This window comes from Parafrankia sp. EUN1f (genome assembly GCF_000177675.1).
Lineage (GTDB): Bacteria > Actinomycetota > Actinomycetes > Frankiales > Frankiaceae > Parafrankia.
The window spans coordinates 1-14,504 of the sequence record NZ_ADGX01000194.1 but is presented as its reverse complement, the minus strand read 5'-3'; the positions used below and the strand labels follow the sequence as shown (position 1 = coordinate 14,504).

12 protein-coding genes and 2 pseudogenes are annotated in these 14,504 nt (G+C 71.6%); 9 read left to right on the top strand and 5 right to left on the bottom strand.

Annotated features, from left to right (window positions below; genetic code table 11):
• The 6 genes and pseudogenes from FREUN1FDRAFT_RS34155 to FREUN1FDRAFT_RS34130 all read left to right on the top strand — a co-directional run.
• Positions 1–225, top strand: a pseudogene (locus FREUN1FDRAFT_RS34155) (methyltransferase type 11); the annotation flags it as partial.
• 26 nt (positions 226–251) lie between these two features.
• On the top strand, positions 252–1,625 hold the full coding sequence (gene aroA, locus FREUN1FDRAFT_RS34150; RefSeq protein WP_006544931.1) for a 3-phosphoshikimate 1-carboxyvinyltransferase: 1,374 nt from the start codon (positions 252–254) through the stop codon (positions 1,623–1,625).
• A 4-nt stretch (positions 1,626–1,629) separates the two neighbouring features.
• Positions 1,630–2,724 carry a ribosome small subunit-dependent GTPase A gene (gene rsgA, locus FREUN1FDRAFT_RS34145; RefSeq protein ID WP_006544930.1) on the top strand — a complete coding sequence of 365 codons (1,095 nt, stop codon included), beginning with the start codon at positions 1,630–1,632 and terminating at the stop codon, positions 2,722–2,724.
• Between the two features lie 322 nt (positions 2,725–3,046).
• On the top strand, positions 3,047–3,826 hold the full coding sequence (locus FREUN1FDRAFT_RS34140) for a hypothetical protein (protein ID WP_006544929.1): 780 nt from the start codon (positions 3,047–3,049) through the stop codon (positions 3,824–3,826).
• 9 nt (positions 3,827–3,835) lie between these two features.
• The gene (hisN, locus tag FREUN1FDRAFT_RS34135) at positions 3,836–4,678 is read left to right on the top strand and encodes a histidinol-phosphatase (RefSeq protein WP_006544928.1); all 843 of its coding nucleotides are present in this window, start codon (positions 3,836–3,838) and stop codon (positions 4,676–4,678) included.
• A 96-nt stretch (positions 4,679–4,774) separates the two neighbouring features.
• A complete protein-coding gene (locus FREUN1FDRAFT_RS34130; protein WP_006544927.1) occupies positions 4,775–5,533 on the top strand; it encodes a glycerophosphodiester phosphodiesterase in 759 nt (252 codons plus the stop codon).
• A gap of 438 nt (positions 5,534–5,971) precedes the next feature.
• Here FREUN1FDRAFT_RS34130 and FREUN1FDRAFT_RS34125 read toward each other — a convergent pair whose 3' ends face one another.
• From FREUN1FDRAFT_RS34125 to FREUN1FDRAFT_RS34115, 3 genes are all read right to left on the bottom strand, one after another.
• Positions 5,972–6,169, bottom strand: coding sequence for a hypothetical protein (locus FREUN1FDRAFT_RS34125; RefSeq protein WP_006544926.1), 198 nt, complete (start codon positions 6,167–6,169; stop codon positions 5,972–5,974).
• Positions 6,170–6,660: 491 nt separating this feature from the next.
• Entirely contained in the window at positions 6,661–7,800 is a 1,140-nt protein-coding gene (locus FREUN1FDRAFT_RS34120) for an alpha/beta fold hydrolase (RefSeq protein WP_006544925.1), read from the bottom strand.
• A gap of 33 nt (positions 7,801–7,833) precedes the next feature.
• Positions 7,834–9,333, bottom strand: a complete 1,500-nt coding sequence (locus FREUN1FDRAFT_RS34115; RefSeq protein ID WP_006544924.1) for a gamma-aminobutyraldehyde dehydrogenase — start codon at positions 9,331–9,333, stop codon at positions 7,834–7,836.
• Positions 9,334–9,658: 325 nt separating this feature from the next.
• Here FREUN1FDRAFT_RS34115 and FREUN1FDRAFT_RS34110 point away from each other — a divergent pair, with 325 nt between their 5' ends.
• Positions 9,659–11,116 carry an FAD-binding oxidoreductase gene (locus FREUN1FDRAFT_RS34110; protein WP_006544923.1) on the top strand — a complete coding sequence of 486 codons (1,458 nt, stop codon included), beginning with the start codon at positions 9,659–9,661 and terminating at the stop codon, positions 11,114–11,116.
• Positions 11,117–11,248: 132 nt separating this feature from the next.
• On the opposite strand, the gene FREUN1FDRAFT_RS34105 is transcribed toward FREUN1FDRAFT_RS34110, so the two are convergent.
• The gene (locus FREUN1FDRAFT_RS34105; RefSeq protein WP_006544922.1) at positions 11,249–12,652 is read right to left on the bottom strand and encodes an aspartate aminotransferase family protein; all 1,404 of its coding nucleotides are present in this window, start codon (positions 12,650–12,652) and stop codon (positions 11,249–11,251) included.
• A gap of 190 nt (positions 12,653–12,842) precedes the next feature.
• Between FREUN1FDRAFT_RS34105 and FREUN1FDRAFT_RS34100 the strand changes: the two genes are divergently transcribed.
• Together FREUN1FDRAFT_RS34100 and FREUN1FDRAFT_RS34095 are read left to right on the top strand one after the other, a co-directional pair.
• Entirely contained in the window at positions 12,843–13,331 is a 489-nt protein-coding gene (locus FREUN1FDRAFT_RS34100) for an Lrp/AsnC family transcriptional regulator (RefSeq protein ID WP_006544921.1), read from the top strand.
• Between the two features lie 113 nt (positions 13,332–13,444).
• Entirely contained in the window at positions 13,445–13,705 is a 261-nt protein-coding gene (locus FREUN1FDRAFT_RS34095) for a hypothetical protein (protein ID WP_006544920.1), read from the top strand.
• A gap of 304 nt (positions 13,706–14,009) precedes the next feature.
• Here the strand turns inward: FREUN1FDRAFT_RS34095 and FREUN1FDRAFT_RS34090 are convergent.
• A pseudogene (locus FREUN1FDRAFT_RS34090) lies at positions 14,010–14,504 on the bottom strand (hypothetical protein); the annotation flags it as partial.

Here is a 14,504-nt window from a genome sequence, read left to right as displayed (position 1 = left end):
TGCTTCTGGCCCGAGGAGCTGCGTGCCCTGCTGACCAGTGCCGGGCTGGAGGTCGACTGGATCCGCCCGCGCACCGTGCTCTCGGCCGAGGCGGTCCGCCGGGCCGTCGCCGAGGACGTCTCATGCTTCCCCACCCTGGTCCGTACCGAGGTCGAACTGGCCGCCGAGCGCGAGGGGGAGTCGATCGGTATTCATCTGATCGCCTCGGCCCGCCGGCCTGACTGACGGCCGGAATCCGGCATGCTGGCACCGTGACCACCACCACCCGCGAGCAGCGCGAGCAACACGACCCGTGGCCGGCGCCGGTAGCGACCGGGCCGGTCAGAGCAACCGTCGCGGTACCCGGCTCCAAATCCGGCACCAACCGCGCGCTGGTCCTAGCCGCCCTCGCGGACGGGGTCTCCCGGCTGCGTGGTCCGCTCCGCTCACGGGACACGCTGCTGATGGCGGCCGCACTGCGCAATCTGGGCGCGCAGGTGACGGACGCGCCCGGCACCGCCACCGACCCCGGTCCGGGCGGCGCCGACCTCGTCGTCGCCGGCCCCGTCGGGGCGATCCACGGTGGGCTGGCCTCGATCGACTGCGGCAACGCCGGCACCGTCGCGCGCTTCACGCCGGCGCTGGCCACCCTGGCCAAGGGCGACGTCCACTTCGACGGCGACCCGCGCATGCGGGAGCGCCCGCTGACCCCGCTGCTGGCCGCGTTGCGGGAGCTCGGCGCGCGGATCGACGGTGATCGGATGCCGTTCACGGTGCGCGGCGGCGGCGGCATCGCCGGTGGTGCGGTGACGGTGGACGCGTCGACGTCAAGCCAACTGGTGTCCGGGCTGCTGCTCGCGGCGTCCCGGTTCGAGCGCGGCGCGACCGTGACGCACGCGGGGCACCGGCTGCCGTCGGGCCCCTACCTGGACATGACGGTCGCCGACCTGCGCGCGGCCGGGGTGACGGTGCACGTCGACGTCCCCGGGCCGGGCGACCGGCCGGCGGGTATGGCCGATGCGGCCTCCATCAGGCGTTGGCGGGTGGAGCCCGGCGGCCCCGCGCCGCTGGACCGGGTCATCGAGCCCGATCTGAACAGCGCGACTGCCTTCCTCGCCGCCGCGGTCGCCACCGGCGGCCAGGTCACGATCCCGGGCTGGCCCGCCCACACCGAGCAGCCCGGGCGTCTGTTGCCCGAGCTGCTGGTGGCCATGGGCGCCGAGGCGGAGCAGCGCCCGGAAGGGCTGCGGGTCACCGGCGGCGGGCGGATCGCCGGCATCGACGCCGACCTCTCCGACTTCGGGGAGGCCGCGCCGGTGCTGACGGGCCTCGCGGTGCTGGCGGATTCCCCGTCCCGGCTGCGTGGCATCGCTCACCTGCGCCTGCAGGAGACGGACCGGCTCGCCGCGCTGGCCAGCGAGCTGGGCAAGCTCGGCGCACGGATCACCGTCACCGATGACGGCCTGCGGATCGATCCGGTGCCGCTGCGCGGTGCGCGCCTCGACCCGCACGCCGACCACCGGCTGGCGATGACCTTCGCCGTCGTCGGCCTCGCGGTGCCCGGGGTCACCATCGACGACATCGCCACGACCGGCAAGACAGTCCCCGATTTCGCCCGGATGTGGACCTCGATGCTGGCCGGCTGACACCGTGGCACGCGAACTGGACGAGGACGACGTCCGCACCCGACCTGGCCGGGGCTCCCGGCCCCGAACCCGGATCCGGCCCGAGCACGCCGACGCGACCCGGGCGGTCGTGGTCGCGGTCGACCGTGGGCGCTACACCTGCCGGCCGGGCGGCACGGGCGCGTCAGGTGCGTCAGGTGCGTCAGGTGCGTCAGGTGCGTCGGGGGCGTCACGTGGCAAGGCCGGGCGGGCGGGCGGACGGGCTGGTGCGGGCGAGGCGGACGGGGCGGGTGCCGAGCTGGTCGCCGCCGTGCGCGGCGGGTCGATGCGCCGGACCTCGGTCGTCGTCGGCGACCAGGTCGAGCTCGTCGGTGATCTGTCGGGGCGGCCCGGTTCCCTGGCCCGCATCGTGCGCCGCGAGGAACGGAGCAGCCTGCTGCGCCGGACCGCGGACGACGCCGACCCCGTCGAGCGGCCCATCGTCGCGAACGCGGATCTGCTCGTCATCGTCTGTGCCCTGACCGACCCGCCGCCCCGCACCGGTCTGATCGACCGGTGCCTGGTGGCCGCGTACGACGGCGGGTTGACACCGGTGCTGTGCCTGACCAAGACGGACCTCGCGGATCCCGGCCCGGTGCGGGAGTCCTATGAGCCGCTCGGGCTACCGGTGGTCACCACCCGTCCGGGCGGTGACCTGGACCCGCTGCTCGCCCTCCTGCACGAGGCCACCAGCGTCTTCTTCGGCCACAGCGGGGTCGGGAAGTCGACACTGGTGAACCGACTCGTCCCGAACGCCGACCGGGCCATCGGCGTGGTCAACGCGGTCACCGGCCGCGGCCGCCACACCTCTTCGGCCGCGGTGGCGCTCGCCCTGCCCGCCGGGGGGACGGTGGTCGACACCCCCGGGATCCGCTCGTTCGGGCTGGGTGCCGTCAAGCCCGAACGGGTCCTGCTGGCCTTCGACGACCTGGCCGCCGCGACGGTCGACTGTGAGCCCGGGTGCGACCACCTGACTGCTCCGGACTGCGGGCTCGACGCGGCCGTCCAGGCCGGCCGGGTCGACCCCGTACGGGTGACCAGCCTGCGGCGGCTGCTCGCCACCCGCGTCACGCCTGGCTGACCCGGTGTGGCCACGATCGCCGCTGGCGAGCGAACCCGGGGCTGTCCGGCTGCCTCCAAGCCTGAGGATTTCGGTCGTGGGAACGACGAAAATCCTCGGATCTTGCGAACTCATCCGGCGGATTCGTACTCCTCCGGACCGCGCCACCGCATCGAGCCGGCCCGGACAACCGAGGCAACGGTGCCGCACAACCACTGGCGTCCCAGAACTGCGCGCGGTCGCGCAGGGCTAGCTTCAACCATGTGATCAACAAACCCTGATCCCGATCGGGTGATCATGCTAACGCGGCACCTAGTCTCGGGCTGTGATTGATCAAGGGACGGTGCCGCGCGCGAGCGAGTTCGCCCGCGTAGCCCGCCGCCGGCGCCGGCAGCCGGTGGAGGCCGAACGCGAGATCCTGAGGGCCGCGACGGAAATGATCGGATCCGCCGAGACCAACGGGCCGATCACCGTGGCCGCGCTGATGGCACGGACGGGGCTGGGGCGGTCGGCGTTCTATGCCTACTTCCGGGACCTCCCCGATCTGCTGCGCCGGCTGCTCCACGAGATAGAGGGCGAGCTCTCGGCGACGTCGTCCGCCTGGTTCGACGGCAACGGCGACCCGGCCGAGGACTGCCGGCGTTCCGCGCAGACCCTGGTCGACGTCTACCAGCGGCACGGGCTCATCCTCAGCGCCATCGCGGACGCCGCCGCGGCGGATCCCGACCTCGCGGCCCGCTACCAGCAGGCGACGGTGGACGGATTCGCCGCCGCCGTGGCCGAGCGGGTCGACCGGGAACGCACCCGGGGCGCGGTTCCCGGCGACCAGCACCCGCAGAGCCCACGGGCGCTGATGGCGATGACCGACACATATCTGCGCGAAACGCTCGGCCGCCATCCGCGTGCGGATCCCGCCGTCGTAGTGAGAACGCTCACGCTGGTGTGGTCCCAGGCCCTCTACGGGCGGACACCCGCCGACCCGGCGGAGCCGCCGACCCGCACGGCGACACCAGATAACAGCGGGCCAGCGGCTCCTGACGATGTGCCCGCGGCCCGAGACGGCCGGATCGAGGCCGCACGCCCCGTGGGCGCAGGGCTGATCCCGCGACGTCGAAACTCGTAGTCTTCCCTCGTGACTCCGTCAAACCCGAGCCCCGTCAGCGCCAACCCGGCCGAGGCGGTCGACCCCACCGGCTGGCTGGCCGACGACCTCGCGCTCGCCCTGAGCCTCGCCGACGCCGCCGACCGGATCACCCTCTCCCGTTTCCAGGCGGTGGACCTCCACGTCGAGTCGAAGCCCGACAACACCCCGGTCTCCGACGCGGACACCGCCGTCGAGTCCATGATCCGTGAGCGCCTCGCCGTCGCGCGGCCAGGCGACGGCGTGCTCGGCGAGGAGGAGGGCCTCGTCGGTGAGAACACGCGCCGGCGCTGGATTCTCGACCCCGTCGACGGCACCAAGAACTTCGTCCGCGGGGTGCCCGTGTGGGGAACCCTGCTCGGTCTCGAGGTCGACGGCGAGATGGTCGTCGGTGTCGCGAGCGCACCGGCGATGAGCCGGCGCTGGTGGGCCGCCCAGGGCATGGGCGCCTTCACCCGGAACGCCACCGGTGACACCCGCGCCCTGCGGGTCTCCTCCGTCGCCCGGTTGTCCGACGCGTTCCTCTCGTTCGCCTCGATCGAGGGGTGGCGGACGGCCGACCGGCTGCCGGAGTTCCTCAGCCTCGCCGAGCAGGTCTGGCGCAGCCGGGCCTACGGCGACTTCTGGTCGCACATGATGGTCGCCGAGGGCGCCGTCGACCTCGCCTGCGAGCCGGAGGTCTCGCTGTGGGACCTCGCCGCCCTCCAGATCATCGTCGAGGAGGCCGGCGGGCGCTTCACCGACCTGCGCGGGCAGCGCGGGCCGTCCCACGGCACGATCCTCACCACGAACGGCCACCTGCACGACCTTGCCCTGAAGCACTTCACCAGCTGAGCCGCCGGTGACGCGCCCGACGCACCTGACGCGACCTACCCGGACCTCGGCCCGCCCGGTGGGGCTCCGGGTGGTCGGCGCGCGGCCGGCACCGCCATGGTGATCGGCTTCGCGCACCGCGGCGCGCCGGCTCTCTGCCAGCGGGAGAACGCCCTGCCCGCTTTCCGGCGCGCGCTGGCGGCGGGTGCGAACGGCCTGGAGTCGGACGTCTGGCTGACCGCCGACGGCGTCCCCGTGCTGCGGCACAACGCGACGCTGGGCCCGGCCTGGCTCCCGTGGCGGCGGCGGGTGGCGGAGCTGCGCCGGGCCGACCTGCCGGGGTGGATGCCCACCCTCGCCGAGCTCTACCAGGACGCCGGCCGGCCCTTCGAGCTCAGCCTGGACCTGAAGGGCCGCCCCGCGGGGATGTCCACGACGGTGGCCGCCGAAGCGGTTCTCAGCGTCGTCCGGGCCGACGGCGGCCAGGCCGCCCTGCGGCGGCTGTGGCTGTGTGGCCCGCTGTCCGACCTACGGGCGTGGCGACAGCTCGACGGCGATGTCAGGTTGGTGAACTCAACCTCGGCCGCGGAGGTGGCCGCGAACGGCGGCGCCGCCGCGTATGCCCGCGTCCTGCGGGACGCCGGCGTGGACACCATGAATCTGCGCGCGCGGGAGTGGACGCCGGCCCGGGCCGGCATCGTGGCCGACCTGCACGCGGCCGGAATCCTTGCGTTCGGGTGGGACGCACAGTCCACGGCGACGCTGCGGCGGTTGCTCGGCTATGGTCTCGACGGCCTCTACTCGGACCATCTGCACCGGCTGGTCGAGGTGACCGCCACGCCGAGGCCGCGGCGACCACTTACCTCGGACGGCTGACCACTTACCTCGGACGGCTGACGGCCGGCCCTTGACGGCTGCCCGGTTCCAGAGAGCCACCGGGCACGGAAACCTAACGGGAATCCGATCATCCGGAACCGCTCGCCCGCAATAAGTGACACACACGAGAACAAAGAGTCACCCGATTGGGGGTGACTCACAGGCCGAATGTGACTGTACCACTACTAGGACGATTGACCTGACCGCCCCAATTCAGTGAAGTTCTCAGAGTCAGCCAGAGCGGAAGACCACACATCGTGGCCAAGACGTACGCGAAGAGGCGCCGACGGCAGACACGCTCGGACGCATTGTTGACACGGTCGGCAACCGGAACCACAGGCCCCTGCCCGACTCGAAGGATCTCGACGTCAGGAACACCCGGAAGCATGCCCACAGCACCGGGCCCGCGACTCCACGAACGCCGGGATGAAGGACTAGTCAGTCTTTGACGGCGACGTCGAGCATCTTCGCGGGAAAACCTGTCCGTTCCGCGACGTTCTCGATGGAGTACCCCTGCTCGACGAGGTCACGAGCCTGTTCGAGGGTCCAGCCCCGACCGGGGTCGACCCGACGGACGACCACCTCACTCGCCTGATGATGTTCCTGCGGCCAGCTCAGTCGCGCACGGCGTGCCAACGGTCGACCTCCGAGGTTTTGACGGGCAATAGCGTTACCAGCCAAGGATAAGCCAGAAACGCGCCTTCCCGCTCCATGAACTTCGCGATAGCGGCCACGCCAGAGTAATGCGCAACCGTCACGGGGACACCCCCGTGTCCCCCACCACCTCCACACCATCATCTGGTCGCCGGACGGAGCCACCCGTCGGCACCGACAGCATCGAAGCAGCGCCGTGTTACTTCGGCCGAGGTCGGCGTGGCGGGATGTCGGTTGGACATGTCCACTTAACTTGCCCGGCCGGTACTTGTCGGGCGAGTTGTTGTCCGGTAATGTCCACGGCTCGCCTGAGACAGATGAGGACAAGTACACCCGGCACGTTGCTTCGCCGTGGCATCTCGCGCCGAGATCCCGCTGCCGCCGAGATCCCGCTGCCGCCGCGATCCGCCGCCGCGGCATGAGCACCCATCGCACCGTACCCCGCGGCGAACGGCGCCCGGCGGCACCGAAGGTCATCCGCCGCCGGCAGCGGTACCTCCGCCAGCGGGAGCCGGTCGTACCCCTGGCGCGGGGGCCAACGGCTGCGACCGACCGCCCTCACCACGGCGACCGGCGCCCTCGCCACGGCCCCCGCCCTCACCACGCCTGTCTTCAGCGCTTTTACCTTCATCGCGCTTGCCTTCATCGCGCTTGCCCTCACCGCGCTTGCCCTCACCGCGCTCGCCACCCGCGCCGTGGGAGCGCAGCAACGCGCGCCACTGTCGATCCGAGTGACTGGCCGGCCGGGTGGTGGCCAGAAAATCCTCCAGAACAGCCTGAAATCGGGCCGGATCCGAGTGGTGCGGATAATGTCCGGCGTCTGGAAAGATCTCCAGGCGGCTTCCCGGCATGGCCGCGTGCGCGATCCTGGCATGTTCCACCGGGATGACACCGTCGTGCTCACCCCACACGATCAGTGAGGGCATACCCGCGGCGAGATAGCACCGGTCGAGCATGGTGATCGCCTGCCCTCTGCCGTCCACGGCGGAACGCAGGGTGCGCAGGAACGCCTGCCGGGCCGTCGACATCTGCAACGAGGCGAAGACCCGCATCAGATCGTCTGCGTCCCGGCCGACATCGGTGTGCAACAGCCGCAGCGCGCCCACGACCATCGGGCTGACACTACGGACCGGCGCACTGGCCAACAGCGACAGCACATGACCCGAGCCCGGGACCGTCGCGGCCCGCAGGAGCGGGTGCAGGTCCGGCCCGACACCTCCGGCCGAAACCAGGACGAGCCGTTCGCAGCGGGCCGGGAACTGGTAGGCGAACTGCATCGCCACTCCCCCGCCCAGCGAATGGCCGACGACGGTCACGCGCTCGATGCCCAGGACGGTGAGCAGATCCCGCATCCCGCACGCATAGCCCGCGACCGAGTAGTCGCCCCGAGGCTTGTCCGAAAGGCCATGCCCGAGCAGGTCCGGGGCTATCACCGTGCGGCCCCGTGCCAGCTCCGGGATCAGGTCACGCCAGGTTCCCGAGTTGTCCCCGATACCGTGGATCAGCAGGAGTGCCGGGCCCCGGCCCGCCCGCAGATAGGCGCGCCGATATCCGTGCACGGTCACGAAGCGGCTGCGCAGGTCCTTCCCGGCTCCCGGGCTCCGCGTGACCACACGCCGCTCTTCCCGACTTCCGGCCACCGACCGTCACCGCCGCCCGCCCTGGAATGCGAAGTTGTGCATGACGTGCTTGATACGGGTGTACTCCTCCAGCCCGTAGACGGACAGATCCTTTCCATATCCGCTCTTCTTGAACCCTCCATGCGGCATCTCCGCGACGATCGGAATGTGCGTGTTCACCCACACGCAGCCGAAGTCGAGCCGTCGGGTGACGCGCATGGCGCGCGAGTGATCAGCTGTCCAGACGCTGGACGCAAGTCCGTACTCCACGCCGTTCGCCCAGGTCACAGCCTCGTCCTCGGACGAGAACGTCTGGACTGTCACCACGGGGCCGAACACCTCCTGCTGGACCAGCTCGTCCTCCTGGCGCAACCCCGCGATGACGGTGGCCGGGTAGAAGTACCCGGGCCGGTCATCGGTCGTCCCGCCGGCGAGCAGGCGGGCGTGCTCCGGCCTGCGCTCGACGAACCCGCTGACCCGCTCGAGCTGGCCGGCGCTGTTGAGGGGCCCGAAGTCGGCGTCGGCGCCGGCGTCGCCGCCTGAGCCGGGGCCGGGGCCGGCTGCGGCGGGCGCTCCCGGCTGGCGGGGCGGGCCGGTGACGGTCACGCGCGCGGCCTCGGCGAGCGCGTTCGCCAGCTCGTCGGCGATGCCTGGCCCGGCCAGCACCCGGGTGGCCGCCGTGCAGTCCTGCCCCGCGTTGAAGTACGCGGCACCGGCGATGGCGGGCGCCACCTCCGCCGGGTCGACGTCGTCGAAGACGATCACCGGCGCCTTGCCGCCGAGCTCCAGATGCACCCGCTTGAGCGAATCCGCGGCTGCCCGGGCGACCTCCATCCCGGCCCGGACGCTGCCGGTCACCGAAGCCATCGCGGGACCGGGATGGGCGACCATCGCACGCCCGGTGTCACGGTCACCACAGACCACATTGAGCACACCCGGTGGCAGGAACTCCGCGGCGATCTCGGCCAGCAGCAACGAGCTGGCCGGCGTGGTCTCCGCCGGTTTGAGCACGACCGTGTTCCCGGCGGCCAGTGCGGGCGCGACCTTCCAGACCGCCATCATCAACGGGTAGTTCCACGGCGTGACCTGAGCACAGACCCCCACCGGCTCACGCCGGACGTAACTGGTGTGGTCCGGCAGGTACTCCCCGGCGGCGCGTCCCTCCAGCAGCCGGGCGGCGCCGGCGAAGAACCGGATCTGGTCGGCCGACGGCGCGATCTCCTCGTCCAGGGTGAGCTGAAGCGGTTTCCCGGTGTTCGCACACTCCACCGCGGCGATCTGGTCCGACCGGCTCTCGACGGCGTCCGCCAGCCGCAGCAACGCACGGGACCGCTCGCCCGGGGTGGTGTACCGCCATTCCTCGAAGGCCTCCGCCGCGGCGCGTACCGCCGCGTCGACGTCCGCCCCCGCGGAGATCGGCGCGTGGGCGAGGATCTCGCCGGTGGAGGGATCCAGTACCGGCATTGTCCGGCCATCCCGCGACGGCACCGACTTCCCGCCGACGAAGTTGTTCAGCGTCCGGTCCATCCGCCTTCTCCCTCTGCCGGCGTTCAGTGCGCGCTTCCTTGGGTCCAGGGCCCCTACCCATCGGACCCGATGGTTCCACGAACCTTTCGACGCGGATAGCGTGCCGGGCCGACTCCTAGACAATCGAAACCTTCGTTAATGGGCGTTTTGGAAGTCGCTCAGAAACCCGCTGTCGGCCCCGGCATCGCGAGGATGCGACCCTGATGCGGGTCCCGGGACGGATGCGGGGCCCGGGGACCGGGGACCGGGGACCGCGGTGGTTGCGGTCGCGCGCCTGGACCGGCAGCCACGACGACCGGCACGTCCCAGCGGAGGCACGGACACCGTGAGCGACAGCGACACCCGACCGATCGAGACCGGACCGATCGAGACCGGACCGATCGAGATCGGGCCAGGCGAGACCGCATCGGACGAGACCGGATCGGACGACGCCCGACCAGGCGACAGCGGCGCGGACCGCGCGTTGGTGAGCCCGACCGGCTGGTCGCTGTGGGCCGGTGCCCCGGACGAGTCGGGCCGCCCGCTCGGTCCCCGCGCCCGCGGCGCGCTCACCGCCGACGTCTGCGTGGTGGGTGCCGGCTATACCGGCCTCTGGACCGCCTACCACCTCGCCCGCACCCATCCGGCGCTGCGGGTGGTCGTCGTCGAGAAGGAGACCGTCGGCTTCGGCGCGTCCGGGCGCAACGGGGGCTGGTGCTCGGCGCTGTTCCCGACCGCCGCGCTCGCCGCGCAGATGCGTCCCGCGCTGGCGGCGGCCATCGACGAGATCGGGGCAATCGCCCGCGAGGAGGGCATCGACTGCGACTTCGTCAAGGCCGGGACGCTGCGCGTGGCCACCACGCCGGCCCAGGCGACCCGCCTGCGCCGTACCGCCGGCACCGAGTGGCTGGACGCGAACGAGGTCGCCGGGATCGTCCGGGTCGCCGGGGCCGAGGGCGGGGTGCTCGACCCCGACTGCGCGGTACTGCATCCGGGCCGCCTCGTGCGCGGGCTCGCGGCCGCCGCCGAGCGCCGCGGGGTCACGGTGTTCGAACGCAGCCCAGCCCGCCGCATCGTTCCGGGGCGGGTGGTCCTCGACGGCGGCGTCGTGCGCGCCGACGTCATCGTGCGCGCCACCGAGGGCTACACCGCCACGTTGCCGGGGCTGCGCCGCGAGGTCGCGCCGATCTACTCCCTGGTCGTGGCGACCGAGCCGCTGAGCCCCGCGACATGGGACGATATCGGCTGGGAGCGCAGGGTGGCGGTGACCGACGACCGACACATGATCATCTATGCGCAGCGCACCGCCGACGGACGGATCGTGCTCGGCGGCGAGGGCACGCCGTACCACTTCGGCTCCCGGATCCGCCCGTCCTTCGACGTCGAGCCAGCCGTCTTCGACCACCTGCGGCAGACCCTCGCCACGTTGTTCCCAGCCGCGGCGACGGCTCGGATCACGCACCGATGGGGCGGGCCGCTGGGCGTGCCCCGCGACTGGACACCATCGGTCCACCTGGACCGCGCGACGGGGCTGGCGCACGCCGGCGGCTACGTCGGGGACGGGGTGGCGGCGAGCGCGCTGGCCGGCCAGACCCTGGCCGAGCTGATCACGGGGCGCAGCTCGGAGCGGACCGGCCTGCCCTGGGTGCGCGGCGAACGGCGGCGCTGGGAGCCGGAGCCGCTGCGGTGGCTCGGCATCACCGGCGGCACCCGGCTGGCCCGCGCGGTCGACGCCAGGGAGAACCGCACCGGTCGGCCGTCCCGGCTCGGTTCCGTCCTGGCGGCGCTCACCGGGGGCCGCTGACCGCGGGACGCCGAACGGGGCCGCCGCACGTGACGCGGCGCGCTGCCGACAGCGGCCGCCAGCGGCAGCGGCTGCCAGCGGCACCAGCCGCCAGCGCCAGCGGCTGTCAGCAGCCCGCAGCCAGCGGCACTGTCAGCGGCGGGCGAGGTCTCCCGCCATCGCGTCCAGGCTGTCCAGGTAGCGGTCGACGTCCGCGTCGGTGTGCTGCACGGACAACGTCCACTCCTCCTCGCGGCCGGGAGCCATCAGCACCGCCCGGTTCGCGTTGTAGAGCCAGGCGAGCTCCGGCAGGGCCGCGTTCTGGTGCGCCATGAACGAGGTGTAGTCGCGGATCGGGGCGTCGGTGAAGTGGACGCAGCCCTTGGAGCTGATCCCGACCGGGTAGCCCGCCAGGCCGTGCCGGGCCAGGATGTCGCGGCAGCCCGCCATCAGCCGGTCGTTGAGCCGGTCCAGGTGGGCGTACGCCTCGGGGGTCAGCACCTCGAGCAGGTTCGCGCGCGCGGCCGCCATCGCCAGGGGGTTTCCGTTGTAGGTACCGACCTGTTTCACCTTGTCCGAGGCGACCACCGCCATCAGCTCCTCGGTGGCGCCGATGGCGCCGGTCGGCAGCCCGCCGCCGAGCGCCTTGGCGAGGGTCACCATGTCCGGGAGCACGCCGAACCGCTCGACCGCGCCGCCGGCGGCGACGCACAGCCCGGTCTTGACCTCGTCGAAGATGAGCACGATGCCGTGCCTGCGGGTGATCTCACGGACGGCCTGCAGATACCCGGGCTCGGGCAGCACGACCCCCAGGTTCATCATGGCCGCTTCCATGATCACGCAGGCGGGTTTGCGGCCCTCGGCCTCGAGCGCCTCGATCCGTCGTTCCATCGCTGCGGCGTCGTTGAACGGCACCGCCACGGTGAGGTCGACGACGGCCTGGGGGATCCCGGCGCCGTAGCTGAGGGAGTTCATCCGGTCGGGCGGGCCGATGTCGTCGTACGGCGTACCGATGGAGACCATCACGTAGTCGTGGTGCCCGTGGTAAGAGCCGAAGATCTTCACGATGGGGTCCCGGCCGGTCACCCCGCGGGCGATCCGGATGGCGTCCATGGTCGCCTCGGAGCCGGAGTTGACGAAACGCCACTGCGGCAGGCCGAAGCGGCGGGCCAGCTCCTCGCTGACGATCACGGAGTCCTCGGTCGGCATGGCGAAGTGTGATCCGAGCGGGATCCGTTCACTCACGGCCCGCACGATCGCCGGGTGCGCGTGGCCCTGCACCATCGAGCCGTACCCGTTGTGGAAGTCGGAGTACTCGTTGCCGTCGACGTCCCACACCCGCGGGCCACTGCCGCGGGTGAGATAGATCGGCCAGGGCTCGCGGGCCTGGTAGGACGACGGGACCCCGCCGGTCATCGTCCGGGCCGCCCGGGCGTGCAGGGCCCGCGACCCCTGCGTGCGGCTCTCCAGCGCACGCTCCTCGCGCGCCATCAGGCCGGCGATCGTCTCGGCGGAGACGTCGGGACGAGAGGCCAAGGTCGTCGCGTCCGGAACCATCACCGCGCCCTCCTCTGTTGTCGCCTACTGAAATCGTAGACCGAGGATGGCGTTTACAATGGAATCGGTGGAAAGCAAGGGTTGTGAAGACCGCATCCCTATTGGTGCCACGACCGCAATACGATGACGCACAGCGAGTAACCACCCCACGATCGACGTCCGTCGGACGAACCATCCAGGAGGATGTCGCGTGCAGCCACGCCGGTCGCCCGGTCAGCGCCAGGCAGCCGAGCCGCTGCTGGATGACATCAACAAGGCGATCATCGAGCAGCTCCAGCAGGACGGGCGGCGCTCCTACGCCTCGATGGCCGCCAGCGTCGGCCTGTCGGAGGCGGCGGTACGCCAGCGCGTCCAGCGCCTCCTCGACGCCGGCGTCATGCAGATCGTCGCGGTGACCGATCCGCTGCGCGTCGGCTTCCGCCGTGAGGCCATGGTCGGCGTCCGGGTCTCCGGCGACACCCGCGAGGTCGCCGACGCGCTCGCCCAGCTGCCCGAGGTCGACTACGTCGTGCTCACCGCGGGCACCTTCGACATCCTGGTCGAGCTGGTGGCCGAGGACGACGAGCACCTACTTTCCCTGATCAACGACCAGATCCGGGCGCTGCCGCAGGTCAGGGAGACGGAGACGTTCGTCTACCTGCGCCTGGTCAAGCAGACCTACTCCTGGGGCGCCCGCTGACGGCGGGGCGTCGACAAAACGACAAGAACCGCCCGCGAGCAACCATGAAGAGTCAACGGGAGTCCAACCCTTCACGAGAACTGGTTGCTTCCGGCTCGATCGAAGAGGAGACCATGGCGCTCGTCCACCATGACCCGCGGGACGGCATCCTGATCACGAAGATCGGGCAGGCGGAGATCACTGTCCGGCCTGAGCCTCCTGCCAGCACAGGCGCAGCACCTGTCGTCCTGCTGCGGGTCGACGCCCCGATGCTCGACAGCCTGGCCGCGGCCTATCTCGACCCCGACGAGGCCCGCGCCCTGGCCCGATCACTGCTGTGGGCGGCCGACCAGCTGCGCCCGGCAAGCCCCTGGCGGATGCCCCCACGACCGTGACAGGCGCGCGCGGGCCAGGCACGCATGGGCCAAGGCACGCATGGCCGGGCGCGCGCCGGGGCGGTCAGGCGAACTCGTAGCGGATCGGCAGATGACTGAGCCCGGCGGCCACGATGGACGCGACCTGCCGCGTCCCGCAACGCGACTCGGGCGAGCGAGCGCCGCTTCGTTGCCGCCGAGCAAGACCTGAAGATCCCGGTCGCCACAACGACGAAGATCCTCGGATCTTCCGAGGTGCGATTTCGGGCCGCCGCCGCTGCCGAGCGAGACCTGAAGATCGTGGTCGCCAGAACAACCAAAATCCTCAGATCTTCCGACAAGGCCGCGTAGTTAAGTGATCTCGGTTGCTGTCAAGGGTGTTTGAGGTCAGGGTGTAGGTCGCTCGGTCGGTCTTGTGGAGGAGCCCCTGGCGGGCCCACTGCGACATCCGGGTGCGGAAGCTGTTGATGTTCGTGACGTGGAGGATCCGGGCGATGTCCCTGCTGTGCCAGGCGCGGTGAGGATCGCCGCGCAGGAGGTCCAGGACGTCGGTCGCGGTGGGTGCCGGGCGGTGGGATGGCTGGTCCGGTGCTGTCGGGTCGGTGTCCGGTGGTGGCACGGCGGGCCGGGTGAGCGCCGGGGTGGCTTGCCGGGGTGGTGTCCGGTTGCGGTGGCTGGCCGCGGGTGTGGCGGGGGTGGCTGGGGGGTGGATCTCGGTGGTCACGGTCGCGATGCTGGTGGTGACCAGTGGCCGGTCGTCTCCGGCGGGCCGGGCGTGGTAGCGGGAGAGGGGGGACTTGACCTTGCGGGTGCTGTAACG

Coding starts and splice junctions, on each gene's coding strand:
- FREUN1FDRAFT_RS34130 (WP_006544927.1), top strand. CDS start 4,775: ATGGTGATCGGCTTCGCGCACCGCGGCGCGCCGGCTCTCTGCCAGCGG.
- FREUN1FDRAFT_RS34115 (WP_006544924.1), bottom strand. CDS start 9,333: ATGGACCGGACGCTGAACAACTTCGTCGGCGGGAAGTCGGTGCCGTCG.
- FREUN1FDRAFT_RS34105 (WP_006544922.1), bottom strand. CDS start 12,652: ATGGTTCCGGACGCGACGACCTTGGCCTCTCGTCCCGACGTCTCCGCC.
- FREUN1FDRAFT_RS34095 (WP_006544920.1), top strand. CDS start 13,445: ATGGCGCTCGTCCACCATGACCCGCGGGACGGCATCCTGATCACGAAG.